The sequence below is a fragment of the Xanthomonas translucens pv. cerealis genome, from assembly GCF_006838285.1.
Classification (GTDB): domain Bacteria; phylum Pseudomonadota; class Gammaproteobacteria; order Xanthomonadales; family Xanthomonadaceae; genus Xanthomonas_A; species Xanthomonas_A cerealis.
On the sequence record NZ_CP038228.1, the window covers coordinates 340556 to 358438 of the forward strand.

The window sequence follows — 17883 nt, forward strand, 5'->3', positions numbered from 1 at the left end:
GTACGACTGACGGGGTAAATGTTGGTGCGAATTCTAGTGATCGAAGACAACAGCGATATCGCTGCCAACCTGGGCGACTACCTCGAGGACCGCGGGCACACGGTGGATTTCGCCGCCGACGGGGTCACCGGCCTGCACCTGGCGGTCGTGCACGAATTCGATGCGATCGTGCTCGACCTCAACCTGCCGGGCATGGACGGCATCGAAGTGTGCCGCAAGCTGCGCAACGAAGCGCGCAAGCAGACCCCGGTGCTGATGCTCACCGCCCGCGACTCGCTGGACAACAAGCTGGCAGGCTTCGATTCCGGCGCCGACGACTACCTGATCAAGCCGTTCGCGCTGCAGGAAGTGGAAGTGCGGCTCAACGCGCTGTCGCGCCGCGGCAAGGGCGTGCACACCCGCGTGCTGGAGACCGGCGACCTGGAATACAACCTGGACACGCTGGAAGTGCGGCGCCAGGGCAAGCTGCTGCAGCTCAACCCGACCGCGCTGAAGATCCTGCAGTCGCTGATGGAAGCCTCGCCTGCGGTGGTGACCCGGCAGGAGCTGGAAACCCGCGTGTGGGGCGAGGAACTGCCGGATTCGGACTCGTTGCGCGTGCATATCCACGGCCTGCGCGCGGTGGTGGACAAGCCGTTCGAGGTGCCGATGATCCAGACCCGCCACGGCATCGGCTACCGCATCGCCGCGCCCGATGCCTGAAGCTGGAGAGTTGCCGCGGGCGGTGCGGCGGCGCGGACGCTACCGCCGCCGCCTGCGCAGCCGCATCATCCTGTCCTTCGTGCTGTTGGGCTTCGGCCTGACCGCGCTGTTCGCGTTCGCCACCAACTGGGCGCGGGCGCGGGTGGAGAACCAGCTGGTCGAAGACGTGATGAATCGCAATATCGACGCCTTCGCCCAGCGTTTCTATTCTGACCGAAGTCGCAATCCGGATCTGCCAGTCCAGCAGATTCGCGCATTTGTGTTCACCCGCGACAAGTTCGACCGTGTGCGGCAGGAGCGCCCTGATTGGGCGCGGCTGCCTAACGGCAACCACAACATTGTCGGACTGGACGAACATGGAGACCCGTTCGCCTACAAGCTGGCGGTGCGCAAGACACAGAGCGAGTGGTTTTTCCTCGCATATGACATGACTCAAACGCTGCGCAGCGAAGTTCAACTCAAGCGCGCACTTTTGCTCTCGGTGCTGGTGTTCAGTGTGCTGTCGCTGGTGATCGGCTGGTGGTCGGCATCGCGGGTGATGCGTCCGGTCTCCGATCTGGCTGCGCGGCTGCGCGCCTATCGCGGCAGCAGCGATCCCAAGCCGCTGGCGCCGCATTTCCCCGACGACGAAGTCGGCCAGCTGGCCGAAGCGCTCGACGACTACTCGGCCCGGCTCACCGAAGTGGTGCAGCGCGACCGTGAGTTCAACGCCGACGTCAGCCATGAGCTGCGTACGCCGCTGGCGGTGATCCGCGGCGCCACCGAACTGCTGCTGACCCGTCCCAATCTCGATGAGAAGGTGTTGCAGCGCCTGCAGCGTATCCAGCGCGCCGAACAGCAATGCAGCGACCTGATCGGCTCGCTGCTGCTGCTGTCGCGCAACGAGCGCGGGCAGGGCCACAGCAACGTGGCCAAGGTCGCCGAACAACTGATCGAATCGCACCGCGCGCAGCTGGGCGGCAAGCCGCTGCAACTGCTGCTGGAGGGCGAGCGCGATCTGCTCATCGATGCGCCGGAGTCGGCGCTGTCGGTGGCGCTGGGCAACCTGATCGGCAATGCGGTCAAGTACACCCAGGAAGGCCAGGTGGTGGTGCGGGTGTTGAGCGATGCGGTGCAGGTGATCGACTCCGGCCCAGGCCTCAGCGAGGAGGACGCCGCCAAGCTGTTCCAGCGCGGCTACCGCGGCACCCATGCCGGACATTCGCAGGGCGGCGGCATCGGCCTGTCGATCGTCAGCCGGCTGTGCGACCTGTACGGCTGGCAGGTCAACGTGCGCCCGGGCGCCTCCAAGGGCGTGGTGGCGACGCTGTGGTTCAGGCCCGCAGCGGGTTGAGGCTCGCTTCGCAGGACAAGCCTGTGGCGTGCTTGAGTGCTTGCTGCGGCTGCAAGGACAGACTCAGGTGGGTCTCGGGTCGTGCCATCAACTCCGGCTTTGTCCGAAGCCGTGGGGTATCCCACTTCGCTCGTCGCGACTGACGTCGCTTCCACAGGGACTTGCGGTCATCTCACCGGGTGCAATGTGGGAGGGGCTTCAGCCCCGACACTCGCAAGGTCTGCCGATCGAAACGGCCTACGCGATTTTCGCCGCCGCCAATGCGCGGTATTGCCGATCCAGCGCATCCGCCGCGTCCTGCAGCCGCTCGGCGTCGCCATCGTTCACCACCACATCGTCGGCGATCGCCAGCCGCGCCGCGCGCGTGGCCTGCGCCGCGATCATCCGCTGCGCCAGCTCGGCGGTAATGCCGTCGCGCTGGATCAGGCGCGCATGTTGCGTCGCCTCGGGCGCATCGACCACCACGATCCGGTCCAGCCACGGATACGCGGCGCGCGCGCCGACTTCGGTCAACAGCGGGATCGCCGCCACCGCATAGGGGCTGGCGGCCTCGCGGCACGCTCGCTGCAGCAGCGTACGAATCGCCGGATGGGTGATCGCCTCCAGGTCGCGGCGCGCTACCGGATCTTCGAAGATGCGCTGGCGCAGCGCGGCGCGATCGAGGCTGCCGTCCTCGCGCAGCAGTTGCGTACCGAAACGGGCCACGATCTGCGCCAGCGCCGGATGCCCGGGCGCGACCACCGCGCGGGCGGCCACGTCGGCGTCGGCCACGACGATGCCCTTGGCCTCGAAGCGGCGGCTCAGCTCGCTCTTGCCGGAGGCCACGCCGCCGGTGAGGCCGACGATGAAATCGCTCACCGCGCCGCTCAGCGCAGCCCGGACCAGCGCATATAGGTGTCGATGATTTCCGTACCCCAGAAGAACACGATCCAGCCGGCGATGGCCAGATACGGGCCGAACGGAATCGGCGTGGCCCGGTCGCGGCCCTTGGCCGCCAGCCAGATCGAGCCGAGCACCGCGCCGACCAGCGAGGAGATCAGGATCGTCGGCAGGATGCCCTTCAGCCCGCACCAGGCGCCGATGGCCGCCAGCAGCTTGAAGTCGCCATGGCCCATGCCTTCCTTGCCGGTGATCTGCTTGAACAGCCACCACACCGACCACAGCGACACATAGCCGACCGCCGCGCCGAGCAGCGCCGGCTTGGCCGGCATGTACAGATTGTCCATGCTGCCGACCAGGCCCAGCCACATCAGCGGCAAGGTCAGCTGGTCCGGCAACAAGCGGGTGCGCAGGTCGATCCCCGACATCGCCACCAGGAAGCAGCTGAACACGATCGCGCCGAACCCCTGCCAGCCGAAGCCGAAGCGCCAGACGCTGGCGGCCACCAGCAGGCTGGTCAGCATCTCCACCAGCGGGTACTGGATCGAGATCGGCGCATGGCAATGCCGGCACTTGCCGCGCAGGGCCAGCCAGCTGAACAGCGGAATGTTCTCGAACCAGGACAGCTTGTGCTTGCAGTGCGGGCAGTGCGACGGCTCGACCACGATCCCGGGCGGCGGCGGATCGTAGATGTCCGGCAGCTCCAGGATCTCGCGCGAATCGCGCTTCCACTGCCACTCCATGCGCTTGGGCAGGCGCAGGATCACCACATTGAGGAAACTGCCTACCAGCAAGCCCAGCCCCGCCGCCGCGGGAAAGCCGAGGCCGGGGTGTTGATCGAGAAATGCCATTAATGCTTATCCAACGACGGAAGCCAGCTTGAAGATGGGCAGATACATGCCGACGACCATGCCGCCGACGATGGTACCAATGAACACCATGATCAGCGGTTCTAGCAGGCTGCTCAACGCATCGACCGCATTGTTCACTTCCTGCTCGAAGTACTCGGCCACCTTGAACAGCATCGCATCCAGCGCACCGGCTTCTTCGCCGATGGCGGTCATCTGGATGACCATGTGCGGAAACAGGTTGGCCTGCTTCATCGCCACGTTGACGGGGTAGCCCACCGACACGTCGTCACGCATGCGCAGTACGGCCTTTTCGTAGACGCTGTTGCCGGTGGCGCCGGCGACGATGTCCAGCGCTTCCACCAACGGGACGCCGGCGCGGAAGGTGACGCCCAGTGTCCGCGAGAAGCGGGCCACGGAGCTGTTGTGCATGATCTGGCCGATGATCGGCACCTTCAGGATCAGTCGGTCCATGCCGTGCTGCATCGACGGCGAGCGCTTGTAGGCGAAGACGAAGCCGACGATGCTGCCAACCAGCACGATCAGCAGGAGCCACCAATAAGCCACCATAAAGCGTGAAGCGGCGACGATCATCTGAGTGAATGCGGGTAACTCCGCGCCAAACCCTTTGAAGACATCCTCGAATTGCGGGACCACCCACACCAGCAAGATCGAGCTGACCAGGAGCGCCACTGCCATGACCGCGGCCGGATAGAACAAGGCTTTCTTGATCTTGCCCTTCAGCGCCTCGGTGTTTTCCTTGTAGGTGGCTACCGTCTCCAGCACGGTTTCAAGTACGCCGGCGCCTTCGCCGGCCTTGACCAGGTTGCGGTAGAGCTCATCGAACTGGACCGGATGCTTGCTGATCGCTTCATAGAGCGACGAGCCGCCTTCGATGTCGGTGCGGACCTGGCCCACCATCTTCTTCATGCGCGGGTTCTTGTGCCCGCTGCCGATGATTTCCAGCGATCCCACGATGGGGACGCCCGACTTCATCATGGTCGCCATCTGGCGGCTGAAGAAGGCAATGTCCTTCGCGCTGATCTTGCTGCCGGCGGAGCCGAACAGGGGTTTGGGTTTCGGCTTGACCACCGACGGCGTGATGCCCTGGCGGCGCAATTCCGCACGCAGCAGGTTGGCGTTCTTGGCGGTCTGCTCGCCCTTCATCTTGATGCCGCGCTTGTCCGTCCCTTCCCAGACGAACGGGACCTGCTGGCTGGTATTGCGTGCGACGGGTTCTTTGGATACTGCGCTACGAGTTGCGGACATCAGCTGTACTCCCCGTCCAGCCATCCCCAGGCGGACACGCTCTGCATGGTATCGGTTTCCGCGGCGGCTGGCATCCGTGCCCCTGGCACAAAGCCGTCACCCGGTAGCAGGGGGGGGGGGGATTCTGTCGAAGTGACGCTGAGCGTCACTTTGCGACCTATTCCGGCACAGGGGAAGGCCCGTCGCAGATATCTTCTTTGCTCCTATCCGAGGGCATTCCATGAGGCATCATGCGCTCCGGGGAGCAGAGGGCGCGCGTGGGGAAGTTGGCACGCGGCCTGCTTGCATCACCCGCACGTGGCGCTCTGCCGCGCGGCGCTCGAGGGGTAGCAAGCTCCGCGGGCCGAGTGTCTGCCAACTTACACACCATCTCTAGGGGATTCACTATGAAGAAGCAACAGGGCTTTACCCTGATCGAACTGATGATCGTCATTGCGATCATTGCCATTTTGGCCGCCATTGCGCTGCCGATGTACCAGGACTATGTTGCCAAGTCACAGGTTTCGGCTGGTTTGGCCGAAATTACTCCTGGAAAAGTACAGGCTGAAACCCGTATCGCCGAGGGTAAGGCTGTTACGACGGCTCAGGCAGATGTTGGTCTGCAGTCCAGCACAAGTCGTTGTGATATCGCAGTAAGTGTTGATCCGAGTGGCGCGGCTACGCTGACTTGCACCCTTAAGGGCAATGCTCAGATCAATGGTCAGACCATTCAGTGGACGCGTGCGGCTGATACTGCAAATGGCAACACTGGTGTTTGGACCTGCACTACTGCTGTCGTGGAGAAGTTGCGTCCTGCAACTTGTGGTGCTACACCGAAAACCTAAATCTTAGTAAGTGTTGCAAAGGCCCGCCTTCTGGCGGGCTTTTGCTTTTTTGAAAGGAGTTCTTTGGAACAAAGTGTACAGAGTAAATATCCGTTTGAACTCCGCTGTTCAAGCGGTCGCCGATTTCTTCCGTCGCCCCGATGGCTGGACACACACCCGGCGATTCAGCGTTCGCGCTGCCATGGCTTGAAAGCACGGATGGCCGAGCGCGCGTTCCTGTTGAACATGCAGGCGAATGGCGTGCAACTATTCGCCGGTGACGCCTTGATTCAGCCACTGGCGATAGCTGGTGGCTCGGCCTGCCGGGTCGGCGCCGAGTGCAAGATAGGCCGGACGCGGCGAAAGGGTGGGGTTGGCTGCGATTCGCAGGCTGAAACGCGCGCTGGACCACTGGTCATCCTCTGCCGCAGTGGTCATGGCGGCCCGGACGGGATTGAGTTCGATGTAGCGATGAACCCTCAGCAGGTAGCGCTCCAAATCGACGATGCAGGACTTGAAGCGTCCTTCCCACAAGGTGCCGGTACGCCCATGCTTGCGATTGAATACCGGCCCATAGCGCTGCCCCAGTCACCGCATCGCAGCAGATAGCCGCCCAGGTGCCGGTGGCGTCAGCAGCAACTGCACGTGGTTGTGGCCGAGCGCGTATCGAACGTTGAACCTGCCTCCCAGGTTGCCGTTCCCGCGGGACGTGCAGGAACGACCGATGCGTTATTCTTGCCCGGGTAGCCTAGGGGGCCATATGAACGCTGTGACATCCGCCAATCTTGTCGGCATCACCGGCATCGCGCGCCGCCTGGTTCAGGATGGCGCGCTCGAGGAAACGGCTGCGCGGACCGCGATGGCGCATGCCGCCGAGGCCAAGATCCCGCTGCCGCAGTGGTTCTCGGACAAGAAGCTGGTCACCGCGGCGCAGCTGGCCGCCGCCAATGCGCTGGAGTTCGGGATGCCGTTGTTGGACGTGTCGGTGTTCGATGCCAGCCAGAGCGCGATGAAGCTGGTCAGCGAGGAGCTGTTGCACAAGCACCAGGTGCTGCCGCTGTTCAAGCGCGGCAACCGTCTGTTCGTCGGGATGAGCAATCCGACCCAGACGCGGGCGCTGGACGACATCAAGTTCCATACGAATTTGACGGTCGAGCCAATCCTGGTCGATGAGGACCAGATCCGCCGCACCCTGGAACAGTGGCAGGCGAGCAACGATGCGATCGGCGACGCGCTGGGCGACGACGACGAGGCCATGGGCAGGCTCGAGGTCGGTGTCGGCGACGATGACATGGGCAGCGGCGTCGATACCGGCGTCGATGCCAAGGGCGACGATACGCCCGTGGTCAAGTTCGTGAACAAGATGCTGGTCGATGCGATCCGCCGCGGCGCGTCGGACATCCATTTCGAGCCGTACGAGGACGATTACCGAGTGCGCCTGCGCATCGACGGCCTGCTCAAGAGCGTGGCCAGGGCGCCGGTCAAGCTCAACCAGCGCATTGCGGCGCGGCTCAAGGTGATGTCGCAGCTGGACATCGCCGAGAAGCGCGTGCCGCAGGACGGACGCATCAAGCTCAACCTGTCCAAGAGCAAGCAGATCGATTTCCGCGTCAGCACGCTGCCGACTTTGTTCGGCGAGAAGATCGTGCTGCGTGTCCTCGACGGCAGCGCGGCCAAGCTGGGCATCGACAAGCTCGGCTACGAGCCGGAGCAGCAGAAGCTGTTCCTGGATGCGATCCACAAGCCCTACGGCATGGTGCTGGTGACCGGCCCGACCGGTTCGGGCAAGACAGTGTCGCTGTACACCGCGCTGGGCATCCTCAACGACGAGACCCGCAACATCTCCACGGCCGAAGACCCGGTCGAAATCCGCCTGCCCGGGGTCAACCAGGTACAGCAGAACAACAAGCGCGGCATGACCTTCGCCGTGGCGCTGCGCTCGTTCCTGCGCCAGGATCCGGACATCATCATGGTCGGCGAAATCCGCGACCTGGAAACCGCCGAGATCGCGATCAAGGCGGCGCAGACCGGCCACATGGTGCTGTCCACGCTGCACACCAACGATGCGCCGCAGACCATCGCGCGGCTGATGAACATGGGGATCGCGCCGTACAACATCACCAGTTCGGTGACGCTGGTGATCGCGCAGCGCCTGGCGCGGCGGTTGTGCAACACCTGCAAGCGCCCGACCCAGCTGCCGCACAATGCGCTGCTGGCCGAGGGTTTCAGCGAGGCGGAAGTGGCCGCCGGCATCCAGCTGTACGAGGCGGTGGGCTGCGACGAGTGCACCGAGGGCTACAAGGGCCGCACCGGCATCTATCAGGTGATGCCGATGAACGACGAGATCGCGGCGATCGTGCTGCAGGGCGGCAACGCGATGGACATCGCCCAGGCCGCGCAGAAGATCGGGGTCAAGGATCTGCGCCAGTCGGCGCTGCTCAAGGCGCGCGCCGGCATCACCAGCCTGGCGGAGATCAATCGCGTGACCAAGGATTGAGTGCGGGCGTCAGCGAAATTCCGGATCGGCTTCTTGCGGATTGATCTGGTCGATGCATGCGTCGAACACCGTCTGCAGCGGAACATGATCGCAGCGGACGGCTGCAATGCAGGCTTGTACCCATTGGGTCGCGTCGATGCGTCGCCATGCAACGGCTAGTCCGTTGAGCAGCAGCTAGTGCTCGAAAAATAGGCGCTGGGTGCGTCCGTTGCCTTCCCGGAATGGATGCACCATGTTCAATTCGCCGTAGAACTCGGCGATCAGGTGGATATGTTCGGGACGGGAGAGTGAGCCAAGATCGGTTGCATCGAGCGCACTCAGCAAGCGGTTGGTTTCAGGTTCGATACGGGCGCTGTTGCAGAATCTTGTCGTGCCCTTGGCGATGTCCACGGTTCTGAGCGTGCCTGCCCATTCATAGACTTCGTCGAACAATTGGCGATGCAGGCTGCATAGGTACGCGAGATCGAACGGTGGTGCGTCGATCTCTATGGTTTCGAGCGCAGTGGCAGCAAAAGCTGCTTCGGCTGCTTGCAATGTGTCCGGGTCGATGATGTTCAGCTTGTTTCTTAGAACACCGGTGCCGGGGTAGCAGGCAGGGTCGTCCGAAACCGCGTACTTGCTGCTCATCCGCGCAGCGAGGTCACCAGGTATTTCTTGCGCAGCGCGTCCTTACTGGGCAAGGGGGCAAGATTGTCCATCGCCGTGGCGGTGGTCTTGATGCCTTCCAGCCGCTGGCTGGCGGCGAAATTTTCCCGGCGGGTCGCGTGGTAGTGCAGAACGAGCGTCTCGCGCTTGAGCTTTTTCATGGCTGTTCCCTTCGGTGCCGTGCTTGCTCATTATACCGGACTGGGCAATGGGCCGGGATTCGGCCTTTGGCATTGGCGATTCGCAAGAGCGGAGCAGCGGCTCTTCGTTCTGGCCTTGATCCGAATTTTTTACTTGGGCCGAATTCATGGGCGGGAATCTCAATCCCGATTCCCCATTTCTGGCGTTTCTACTCCATCCCCAGCTTCTTCAGTTTGTAGCGCAGCGCACGGAAGGTGATGCCGAGCTGGGCGGCGGTGCGGGTCTTGTTCCAGCGGTTCTCTTCCAGCGCCTTCTGGATCGCGGCGCGCTCGAGCTGTTCGATGTAGGAGGGCAGGGCCGAGGAGGTCGGGTCGATGTCGATCACGCCGGGCGGCAGTACGGGCGCGGCTTCGGCCGCGGCACGGGCGTTGTTGCCGGGCTGCGGCAGGTGCAGGTCGGCGGCGCTGATCTGGGCGTCTTCGGCCATCGCCAGGGCGCGCTCGAGGATGTTCTCCAGTTCGCGCACGTTGCCGGGGAAGGCGTAGCGGTTCAGCGCGTCCAGCGCCGACGGCGACAGCAGCGGGGTGGCCCGGCCATGGCTCTTGGCCAGCCGTGCCAGGATCGCTGCGGCCAGTTGCGGCAGGTCGCCGCCGCGCTCGCGCAGCGGCGGCACGCGCAGTTCGATCACGTTGATGCGGTAGTACAGGTCGTGGCGGAAGCGGCCGTCGGCGACCAGGTCGGCCAGGTCCTTGTGAGTGGCCGAGAGGATGCGCACGTCGGTCGGCACTTCGGTCGATGCGCCGACCGGGCGCACCGATTTCTCCTGGATCGCGCGCAGCAGCTTGACCTGCATCGGCAGCGGCAGCTCGGCCACTTCGTCCAGGAACAGGGTGCCGCCGTGCGCGGCCTGGAACAGGCCGGCCTGGTCGGCATGCGCGCCGCTGAAGCTGCCCTTCTTGTGGCCGAAGAATTCGCTTTCCATCAGTTCGGCCGGGATCGCGCCGCAGTTGACCGGCACGAACGGCCCGGCCGCGCGCGCGCCCTGCTCGTGGATGGTGTGCGCGACCAGCTCCTTGCCGACCCCGGACTCGCCGAGGATGTAGACCGGCGCCTGGCTGCGCGCGACCTTGGCGATGGTAGCGCGCAGCACGTCCATTGCGGCCGAGGTGCCGAGCAGGCGGCTGGCCTGCGCTGGCGGCGGCGGCGCTGCGCGTTCGCTGTTGTTGAGTTCCAGCGCGTGCCTGACCAGGCCGCGCAGCACGTGGAGGTCCACCGGCTTGCTGACGAAGTCGAAGGCGCCGGCCTTCAGCGCTTCCACTGCCAGGTCCATGCTGCCGAAGGCGGTGATCATCGCCACCGGCGTGCGCGGGTAGTGGCGGGCGATCTCGCTGACCAGTTCGATGCCGTTGCCGTCGGGCAGGCGCATGTCGGTGATGCACAGGTCGTAGGGGTTGCTCGCCAGCAGTTCGCGCGCTTCGGCGAGGTTGGCGGCGGTGCTGATGCGCAGCCCCATCCTGCCCAGGGTCAGCACCAGCAGCTCGCGGATGTCGCGTTCGTCGTCGACGACCAGGGCGCTTCGGGTTTCGTTCATGTGCGGAAAAGAGAGCCAAGATGCGAGTGGGTGCCACATCATCGACGTGGCAGGGTCTTTGGTGACGTGCGTTTCAACCCGAGAGCATGGTGTGCGGGCCGGGCAAGGTCACGCGGAAGCAGGCGCCGCCGGCCGGCACCGGGACGTATTCCAGGCGTGCCTGGTTGGCCCGGCACAGTTCGCGGGCGATATACAGGCCCAGCCCGGTGCCGTGCTCGGAGGTGGTGAAGAACGGGCGGAACAGCTGCGCGGCCACCGCTTCGGGAATGCCGGGGCCGCGGTCCATGACATCGACGATGGCATTGCGTTCCTGCATCGCCACGCGCAGCCGCACCCGCGCCGGTTCCTCCATCACCCGGCCGTACTTGAGCGCGTTGTGCACTAGCGCGCTGAGGATCTGGTGCAGGTGCTTGGGATCGACCAGCGCGTGCACCGGCTGCGGGGCCAGGATGGCTTCCAGGCTGTCGGTCTCGATCGACAGGGTCTGCCGGTATTCCAGCACGAAGCGGCGCACGAACACGCCCATGTCCAGGTTCTCCGGATTGGAGCGCTCGCGCCGGGCCAGCCCCAGCACGCTCTCGACGATGCCGTTGGTGCGTTGGCACTGCATGTGGATGATCTGCAGCAGGCGGCGGTCGGCGTCGCCGATCGCCGGCGACTCCTCGAGCAGCTGCGAGGCGTAGCTGATCGCGGCCAGGGGGTTGCGGATCTCATGCGCCAGGCTGGCCGAGAAGCGGCCCAGCGCCGACAGGGTCAGCGATTCGGCGCGCCGCGACACCACCGTCGCATCGTCCAGGAACACCAGGGTCAGGTCGCCTTCCCTCAGCAACCGGGCGAAGCGCGGCTGCACCTCGGGCTGGTCCGGCGACAGCTGCAGCGGGGTTTCTTCGTGGTTCCAGCCGTTGCGCCAGCGTTGCAGCCGCTTGCCCAGCTCCGGCGCGGCACTGAGCAGGTTCAGGCGGCCGCTGGCGCTGTTGCCGTCGGCGTCGCCGAGCAGTACCGAAGCGGCCTCGTTGGCCAGGGTGACGCGGTTCTGCGCATCCACCACCAGCACCCCGGTGCGCATGCGGCGGATGATCAGCTCGTTGATTTCGTAGAGATTGGCCACTTCGGCGCCGCGCCGGTCGGCCAGCCTCTGGCTGCTGCGCGCGCGCTGCCCGATCTGGTGGCAGATGTAGGCCACCGCCAGGTAGCTGGTGGCGAACATCGCCAGTTCGGCCAGGCTGCGGGTGCTCTCGCCGCCGTCCAGCGAGGTCCACAGGTATTCCAGCAGGGTCGCCGCGCTGGCGCTCAGGGCGACGCCGAGGCCGTAGTGCAGCGGCAGCAGCATCGCCGCGGCGGCGACGTTGAACAGCAGCATCATCGCGATGCCTGCGCTGGCCGCCGGCAGCGCGTGCGCGGCCAGGGTGGCCGCGGCGATGTCCGCGGTCGCGCTGCAGAATACGATCGGGATCAGGTGGCGTTCATTGCGCCCCCACAGCAGCAGCAGTAGCGCCACCAGAAGGTAGGCGCCGGCCAGCCCGACCGCCAATTGCGGGAACCGCGGCTCGCCGACCAGCACGCTCAACGGGCTGAACACCAGCGCGGCGATCAGCCCGGCCACCAGCACCCGGTACAGCGCGAAGAAATACAACTCGCGGCGCGGGATGGACTCGATGCGATCAATGAGCGAGGCGCTTGTGGTCAAGCCGGACTCCAGCCAGGCGACGGACGGCGCGAGTATAGGGCGCGCGTCGTGGAATGCCATGGCAGGGGCGCGATCGGGGCGTTGGCACCCTGCTGGAGGCGCCGTTTTGCGGGCGCCGGAACGGCGCTTTTGCGCCGCCGCCCAGGGTCGGCCACAATATGCGGCCCGTCCGTACCATTCAGGCCCACATTCAACGGCCCGGATCGCTGCGCGACGGTCGTTCCTTTTCCCACGGTGACGCATGAATTTCCACGAATACCAGGCGAAACAACTGTTTGCCGACTACGGCATCCCGGTCCCGGCCGGACGCGTCGCGTCCACGCCCGAAGAAGCTGTCGAAGCGGCCAATGCCTTGGGCAATGGCCCCTGGATGGTCAAGGCCCAGATCCACGCGGGCGGCCGCGGCAAGGCCGGCGGCGTGAAGTTCTGCAAGACCACCGACGACGTCAAGGCTGCGGCGGCCAAGATGCTCGGCACCTCGATGGAAACCTACCAGTCCGCTGGCGTGGCCCTGCCGATCAGCCTGGTGCTGGTCACCGAGGCCGGCGAGATCGCCAAGGAACTGTACCTGTCGGTGCTGGTGGACCGCGGCACCCAGTCGATCACCTACATCGCCTCGTCGGAAGGCGGCGTGGACATCGAGCAGGTCGCAGCCGAGACCCCCGAGAAGATCCAGACCCTCAACGTGAACTTCGTCGAAGGCCTGCAGCCTTACCAGGCGCGCGAGATCGGCTTCAAGCTCGGCCTCAACGCCAAGCAGGCCAACCAGCTGGCCAAGATCATGGGCGGCCTGTACACCCTGTTCAACGAAAAGGACCTGGCGCTGGTCGAACTGAACCCGCTGGCGATCCTGGACAGCGGCGACCTGTACGCGCTCGACGGCAAGGTCAACTCCGACGACAACGCCACCTTCCGCCACAAGGATCTGGCCGCCATGCGCGACAAGACCCAGGAAGACGAGGCCGAAGTGCGCGCCAGCGAGTACGACCTGAACTACGTGACCATGGACGGCAACATCGGCTGCATGGTCAACGGCGCCGGTCTGGCCATGGCCACCATGGACGTGATCGCGCTCAACGGCGGCGCGCCGGCCAACTTCCTGGATGTCGGCGGCGGCGCCACCAAGGAGCGCGTGACCGAGGCGTTCAAGCTGATCCTGTCCTCGGACAAGGTCAAGGCCATCTTCGTCAACATCTTCGGCGGCATCGTCCGCTGCGACATGATCGCCGAGGGCATCATCGCCGCGGTCAAGGAAGTGGACGTCAAGGTGCCGGTGGTGGTGCGTCTGGAAGGCACCAACGTCGAGGCAGGCAAGAAGCTGCTGGCCGACTCCGGCCTGGCCATCACCCCGGCCGACGACATCAACGATGGCGCCAAGAAGGTCGTCGCAGCCGTCGCTGCCTGAACCCACGAGACTAGGAAGAATTCATGTCTGTTTTGATCAACAAGAAGACGAAAGTCATCGTGCAGGGCTTTACCGGCCAGCAGGGGACTTTCCACGCGACCCAGATGGTCGAGTACGGCACCCAGGTGGTCGGCGGCGTGACCCCGGGCAAGGGCGGCACCACCCACATCGACCTGCCGGTGTTCAACACCGTGCGCGAAGCGGTCGACGCCACCGGCGCCGACGCGTCGGTGATCTACGTGCCGCCGCCGTTCGCGGCCGACGCGATCCTGGAAGCGGCCTCGGCCGGCATCAAGGTCATCGTCTGCATCACCGAAGGCATCCCGGTGCTGGACATGCTGCGGGTCAAGAACGTGCTGAAGTCGCACCCGGACGTGACCCTGATCGGGCCGAACTGCCCCGGCGTGATCACCCCCGGCGAGTGCAAGATCGGCATCATGCCTGGCCACATCCACATGCCGGGCAAGATCGGCATCGTGTCGCGTTCGGGCACGCTGACCTATGAAGCCGTGAAGCAGACCACCGCCGCCGGCCTGGGCCAGTCCACTGTCATCGGCATCGGCGGCGACCCGATCAACGGCCTGAACTTCGTCGACTGCCTCAAGCTGTTCAACGAAGACCCGCAAACCCAGGGCATCATCATGGTCGGCGAGATCGGCGGCGACGCCGAGGAAGCCGGTGCCGAGTACATCAAGGCCCACGTCAAGAAGCCGGTGGTCGGCTTCATTGCCGGCGCCTCGGCCCCTCCGGGCAAGCGTATGGGCCATGCCGGTGCGATCGCTTCGGGCGGTTCGGGCACCGCCGCCGGCAAGTTCGCGGCGATGGAAGCCGCTGGCGTCAAGACCGTGCGTTCTCCGGGCGATCTGGGTGCGGCGATCGCGTCGCTGGTGAAGTAAGCAACGCGCGGTCCGGTGTGCGGCGCGTCCGTGCCGCATGCGGGGGCCGTGCGCTGGCGGCCATGGTTGCCACCAGCGAGCGTCGAATCGGGCCCCGCGAAAGCGGGGCCTTTTTCGTGGCGCCGCCGTTGGACGCGCGCGTCTGCGCGGATGCCGGCACAGTGCGTCGCCACTGACATCGGCTTGCACAAGAAGCAGCGTAGCGATTGTCGCTGGATGCCCTGTGGGAGGGACCTCAGTTCCGACAGATTCCGAAGCCAGTCCCTGAGAGGCTACGCGTCGCGGCTGAAATTCCGCAATGCGTTTGCCGCCCGCAGCGAGTGCTTGTACGGGAGTCCATTCGTCCCTGCGCGGCCGCCATTGATCACTGCGGCGTTCGTTCCGGGCCACAGGCCGGCGGGCTTCCCCCGATACTCGCCGCCACTTCTGACGATGGCAGGGAGCGGCACCGGTGGGCAGCAGATGGCGGGCAGCGGTATGCGGTGCGGGACTGGCGCTCGGCGCTGGCGGGATCTGCGCGGCGGCGCCGCGCGACTGGTCCAGCTAGGCAGCTCGATCGGCGACAACCGCGATGCCAATTCGCTGGTGGCGCTGGAACTGCACAGCGGGCGCCGGGTGTGGGCGCAGCAACTGGTGCATCACGACCTGTGGGACGCCAAGCTGCCGGCGGGCTGCCATGCCACGCCCTCGGTCTATGCGGTGGGCGGCAAGCAATATGTGGGGATCGCCGCCGGCGGCCGCGAGGGCATGGAGGCGCTGGGCGAGACGTGGTCGCCTATACGCTCGATGGCCAGGGCAAGGAGGTGGTTCCAGCACGCCGTGCCGGACAGCTGCCGGCTGGCGTCCCTGCGCCGCGTGCCAGCACGCCCCGCGACTCTCACGCCCCGCGACTCTTTAGTGGAGGTCGAATATTTTCGCGTTTTGCCGCCGCAACGCATTTTCGTGCCATTCTTGACGCGAATGAGGTCAGTCTGGGTTGGTTCCAAGAAAATCGCTAAGCTTTTCCTTGGCCTTCATCGCCGTCTTCAGTGCCCAGTCCACGTAGCTTTGCGAACCCATTGGGAGTTCAGCAGTACGGATCGGATCTGTCTCGCGCGGTGCATTGATGTAGGCCTCACGATAGGTCTCACGAATCGGTAAGCGTTTATTAAGAGTGACGGGGTTTCTGCTTGTGGACACCCGGATCTCGTCATAGTCATTGATCAGTCCGGCATTCTGGAGCGTTCCAATCAAGTCCCCAAGGCCAGCCACTTCATCATGCAAGTGAGGATTTTCCGCCTCCTTTCTGATATATATCACGTCGGCTCCGGAATCATGCGCCAGCCAGGCCGACAATTCTTTGTTGTCATGCAGGATTTTTGCTAAATTTTTCATGTTGATGTTTTTGTCGACGGAGCATGCGTGCTTGAATTTAATGTCTTTCAGTTTTCCGGGTGTCGCAGTCCCCGCGTGTTTCTTCAGCAATTCCCATGGATTCAAGGTGTTGTCGTTTTCTTTGAATACTTCAATGGCGTGTTTTTCTTGCCCGTCTTTTCGGTAATGCGTCGATGTCGGCCTGGTGTCTTGCACGGAGAAGAAGGGTCCGCCAATTTGCGTGGCCAGAACCTCGCCGTCAGAAGCATCAAAGGATACTCGCAGCCGGGGTAAATCTATTTCCCCAGTCGACGTCTGCTCAGGTGACACTGAAGGGGGGGCTGATGGCCCTTCCCAACGACAACGAGCTGCCGTTTGCTCTGTGGATTTCGATCATCCACGCTCGAGGCTGCACGGAATAATAGATATTTCGGGCCAAGCTCATGGCAGTCGACCGTCGTCGCCAATTTTACCGACCCGATTTCGCCAATCGGCCGGGGGATTTTTGAATTCGGGTAGCAAACATTCAATCTATCTATTTCTTCCGGGTGGGCGGGGCTTTCCTCTTCGGTATGTACCGAAAATTGCCACAGTTCCAATTTGCTGGTGGGGAGATCCATGGCAGCAGGGCTTCCATGGGGCTTTTGAGGTTTGTTGCTTGCATATGCAGCATGGCTTTCTACGTTGTAATCGTGATAGGGTCCCGCTGTATTCAAGGGGTCCATGTCCACCGGAAAGCCCCATTCTGTCGATCCATCCAGTGTGGGAAGTACGCCGTCACGGCAAAGATTTCTATAATTATTCTGTTTTTGTTCGAAATAAGTGCCGACCTTTTTCAGAGGCCCGGAATGCTGTGGCGCGTCTAACTCGCGATCCAATGTATACGCCCTCGGGCGCGAAATTCCCCACACTGAAACGTGTGATCGAGTGAATTCGTCGGGAAGCAGGTCGCGATTCATCAAAAAATTATCCGTCGGATATGCATCTTTATGGGATATTTTTGCTGGAACTCTTTGCGATAATATGGGGAGTTCGTAGCTGATGTTGCTGCTGTTCAAATGCTGCGCGAGCATTTCCGGGTCGATTTGCGCTGGGGACTGGCGAACAAAATATGCAATGAGATTGTTTTGATCATCAACCCGATGACCGCCGGACCTCAGGAGTGTCATAATAGGCACAACCTCCCTGTTGGAGGTTTTCTTGAGGGGTCTTGCCGCTGTTTTATCTTCCGCATCCGCTGCGGAACGCTTGCCGAGAACGCTGCTCGGCGCTGCGGACGACGTCGAAGCTCCGCCATGCGGCCGCATCCCTGGACGGCGAGGCAACGCTGCAAGGGCCGGATTGATCGTCTGAGCCTGCTGATGAGGCGTTATATGCACCGTCGATTCGCTTGACGAAGCAGACGATTCCTCCTCCTGGATCCAATCGGTTGACAGTGAATGCGAGCTAGTTTCACTTGAAACTTTCATGGTTTGGATCTCCTTGAAAATTTTGCTGCAAATGATCGCGGAGGCAAGACGCGCTCACGCGCATAATAATGAGTGGCGTGACAAGTGCGTTTCCGCCCACGAAGTCGTGATCGACAAGGCGAACGGAAATCGGCGCCGCTCCCATCCGCCTCGGCCCGCCGCGGCCCAGGCGTTGTGGTCTTGCCTCGACTGCGCCCGCCTGCGGCGCATTGGCGTAGGGCCGCGGATCGTCGGCCGCGGCGCGGCGCGGCGCGGCGCTACACTGCGCATTGCTGTCGTGCGGATGTGCCGGCTCCGCTGCTGCCGGCGCCATGCCGTCGGCAGCGAGCCTTCGCGCGCGCGGCATGTCGTCCCTTTCCCGTTCC

The 17883-nt window shown here is 63.9% G+C and carries 17 protein-coding genes and 1 pseudogene; 7 read left to right on the plus strand and 11 right to left on the minus strand.

The window, feature by feature from the left end; genetic code table 11:
* The first annotated feature begins 24 nt into the window (after nt 1–24).
* Nucleotides 25–702, plus strand: coding sequence for a response regulator transcription factor (locus E4A48_RS01525; RefSeq protein WP_003466405.1), 678 nt, complete (start codon nt 25–27; stop codon nt 700–702).
* Nucleotides 695–2035 (plus strand): sensor histidine kinase, encoded by a 1341-nt coding sequence (locus tag E4A48_RS01530; protein ID WP_142741781.1) that lies wholly within the window; start codon nt 695–697, stop codon nt 2033–2035. The genes E4A48_RS01525 and E4A48_RS01530 overlap by 8 nt, the downstream gene beginning before the upstream one ends.
* 237 nt (nt 2036–2272) lie before the next feature.
* On the opposite strand, the gene coaE is transcribed toward E4A48_RS01530, so the two are convergent.
* Genes coaE through E4A48_RS01545 form a run of 3 tightly spaced genes read right to left on the minus strand, consistent with a single transcriptional unit; the run spans nt 2273 to nt 5031 of the window.
* Entirely contained in the window at nt 2273–2893 is a 621-nt protein-coding gene (coaE, locus tag E4A48_RS01535) for a dephospho-CoA kinase (RefSeq protein WP_142741782.1), read from the minus strand.
* Nucleotides 2894–2901: 8 nt separating this feature from the next.
* On the minus strand, nt 2902–3765 hold the full coding sequence (locus E4A48_RS01540; RefSeq protein WP_053833732.1) for a prepilin peptidase: 864 nt from the start codon (nt 3763–3765) through the stop codon (nt 2902–2904).
* A gap of 6 nt (nt 3766–3771) precedes the next feature.
* A complete protein-coding gene (locus E4A48_RS01545; RefSeq protein ID WP_058360089.1) occupies nt 3772–5031 on the minus strand; it encodes a type II secretion system F family protein in 1260 nt (419 codons plus the stop codon).
* Nucleotides 5032–5417: 386 nt separating this feature from the next.
* Here E4A48_RS01545 and E4A48_RS01550 point away from each other — a divergent pair, with 386 nt between their 5' ends.
* A complete protein-coding gene (locus tag E4A48_RS01550; protein ID WP_038232341.1) occupies nt 5418–5855 on the plus strand; it encodes a pilin in 438 nt (145 codons plus the stop codon).
* 246 nt (nt 5856–6101) lie between these two features.
* Here E4A48_RS01550 and E4A48_RS01555 read toward each other — a convergent pair whose 3' ends face one another.
* Nucleotides 6102–6332: a hypothetical protein gene (locus tag E4A48_RS01555; RefSeq protein WP_260608033.1), complete on the minus strand. Its 231-nt coding sequence runs from the start codon at nt 6330–6332 to the stop codon at nt 6102–6104.
* A gap of 262 nt (nt 6333–6594) precedes the next feature.
* Here E4A48_RS01555 and pilB point away from each other — a divergent pair, with 262 nt between their 5' ends.
* The gene (pilB, locus tag E4A48_RS01560) at nt 6595–8331 is read left to right on the plus strand and encodes a type IV-A pilus assembly ATPase PilB (protein ID WP_142741783.1); all 1737 of its coding nucleotides are present in this window, start codon (nt 6595–6597) and stop codon (nt 8329–8331) included.
* A gap of 174 nt (nt 8332–8505) precedes the next feature.
* Here the strand turns inward: pilB and E4A48_RS01565 are convergent, their stop codons facing one another.
* From E4A48_RS01565 to E4A48_RS01580, 4 genes are all read right to left on the minus strand, one after another.
* Nucleotides 8506–8958 carry a Fic/DOC family protein gene (locus E4A48_RS01565; protein ID WP_260608034.1) on the minus strand — a complete coding sequence of 151 codons (453 nt, stop codon included), beginning with the start codon at nt 8956–8958 and terminating at the stop codon, nt 8506–8508.
* On the minus strand, nt 8955–9137 hold the full coding sequence (locus E4A48_RS01570) for a YhfG family protein (protein WP_003466380.1): 183 nt from the start codon (nt 9135–9137) through the stop codon (nt 8955–8957). The genes E4A48_RS01565 and E4A48_RS01570 overlap by 4 nt, the downstream gene beginning before the upstream one ends.
* A 188-nt stretch (nt 9138–9325) precedes the next feature.
* Nucleotides 9326–10708: a sigma-54-dependent transcriptional regulator gene (locus E4A48_RS01575; RefSeq protein WP_142741784.1), complete on the minus strand. Its 1383-nt coding sequence runs from the start codon at nt 10706–10708 to the stop codon at nt 9326–9328.
* A gap of 73 nt (nt 10709–10781) precedes the next feature.
* The gene (locus tag E4A48_RS01580) at nt 10782–12395 is read right to left on the minus strand and encodes a sensor histidine kinase (protein WP_142741785.1); all 1614 of its coding nucleotides are present in this window, start codon (nt 12393–12395) and stop codon (nt 10782–10784) included.
* 241 nt (nt 12396–12636) lie between these two features.
* On the opposite strand from E4A48_RS01580, the gene sucC reads away from it, so the two are divergent.
* From sucC to E4A48_RS21685, 3 genes and pseudogenes are all read left to right on the plus strand, one after another.
* Nucleotides 12637–13800 (plus strand): ADP-forming succinate--CoA ligase subunit beta, encoded by a 1164-nt coding sequence (sucC, locus tag E4A48_RS01585; RefSeq protein ID WP_142741786.1) that lies wholly within the window; start codon nt 12637–12639, stop codon nt 13798–13800.
* A 23-nt stretch (nt 13801–13823) separates the two neighbouring features.
* Nucleotides 13824–14696 (plus strand): succinate--CoA ligase subunit alpha, encoded by an 873-nt coding sequence (sucD, locus tag E4A48_RS01590; RefSeq protein WP_009580520.1) that lies wholly within the window; start codon nt 13824–13826, stop codon nt 14694–14696.
* 477 nt (nt 14697–15173) lie between these two features.
* Nucleotides 15174–15314 (plus strand): annotated as a pseudogene (locus E4A48_RS21685) (hypothetical protein); the annotation flags it as partial.
* A gap of 348 nt (nt 15315–15662) precedes the next feature.
* On the opposite strand, the gene E4A48_RS01595 reads toward E4A48_RS21685, so the two are convergent.
* Genes E4A48_RS01595 through E4A48_RS01605 form a run of 3 tightly spaced genes read right to left on the minus strand, consistent with a single transcriptional unit; the run spans nt 15663 to nt 17864 of the window.
* Complete coding sequence (locus E4A48_RS01595; RefSeq protein WP_142741787.1) at nt 15663–16379, minus strand: hypothetical protein; 717 nt, start codon at nt 16377–16379, stop codon at nt 15663–15665.
* On the minus strand, nt 16346–17518 hold the full coding sequence (locus E4A48_RS01600; protein WP_142741788.1) for a hypothetical protein: 1173 nt from the start codon (nt 17516–17518) through the stop codon (nt 16346–16348). The genes E4A48_RS01595 and E4A48_RS01600 overlap by 34 nt, the downstream gene beginning before the upstream one ends.
* Nucleotides 17502–17864 (minus strand): hypothetical protein, encoded by a 363-nt coding sequence (locus E4A48_RS01605; RefSeq protein WP_142741789.1) that lies wholly within the window; start codon nt 17862–17864, stop codon nt 17502–17504. Before E4A48_RS01605 ends, E4A48_RS01600 begins: the two co-directional genes overlap by 17 nt.
* Nucleotides 17865–17883 lie beyond the last annotated feature (19 nt).

What these genes read in the sequence shown, in the direction of transcription:
- E4A48_RS01530 (WP_142741781.1), top strand. Translation starts at nt 695, where the DNA reads ATGCCTGAAGCTGGAGAGTTGCCGCGGGCGGTGCGGCGGCGCGGACGC.
- E4A48_RS01540 (WP_053833732.1), bottom strand. Translation starts at nt 3,765, where the DNA reads ATGGCATTTCTCGATCAACACCCCGGCCTCGGCTTTCCCGCGGCGGCG.
- E4A48_RS01545 (WP_058360089.1), bottom strand. Translation starts at nt 5,031, where the DNA reads ATGTCCGCAACTCGTAGCGCAGTATCCAAAGAACCCGTCGCACGCAAT.
- E4A48_RS01550 (WP_038232341.1), top strand. Translation starts at nt 5,418, where the DNA reads ATGAAGAAGCAACAGGGCTTTACCCTGATCGAACTGATGATCGTCATT.
- pilB (WP_142741783.1), top strand. Translation starts at nt 6,595, where the DNA reads ATGAACGCTGTGACATCCGCCAATCTTGTCGGCATCACCGGCATCGCG.
- E4A48_RS01565 (WP_260608034.1), bottom strand. Translation starts at nt 8,958, where the DNA reads ATGAGCAGCAAGTACGCGGTTTCGGACGACCCTGCCTGCTACCCCGGC.
- E4A48_RS01570 (WP_003466380.1), bottom strand. Translation starts at nt 9,137, where the DNA reads ATGAAAAAGCTCAAGCGCGAGACGCTCGTTCTGCACTACCACGCGACC.
- E4A48_RS01575 (WP_142741784.1), bottom strand. Translation starts at nt 10,708, where the DNA reads ATGAACGAAACCCGAAGCGCCCTGGTCGTCGACGACGAACGCGACATC.
- sucC (WP_142741786.1), top strand. Translation starts at nt 12,637, where the DNA reads ATGAATTTCCACGAATACCAGGCGAAACAACTGTTTGCCGACTACGGC.
- sucD (WP_009580520.1), top strand. Translation starts at nt 13,824, where the DNA reads ATGTCTGTTTTGATCAACAAGAAGACGAAAGTCATCGTGCAGGGCTTT.
- E4A48_RS01600 (WP_142741788.1), bottom strand. Translation starts at nt 17,518, where the DNA reads ATGAAAGTTTCAAGTGAAACTAGCTCGCATTCACTGTCAACCGATTGG.
- E4A48_RS01605 (WP_142741789.1), bottom strand. Translation starts at nt 17,864, where the DNA reads ATGCCGCGCGCGCGAAGGCTCGCTGCCGACGGCATGGCGCCGGCAGCA.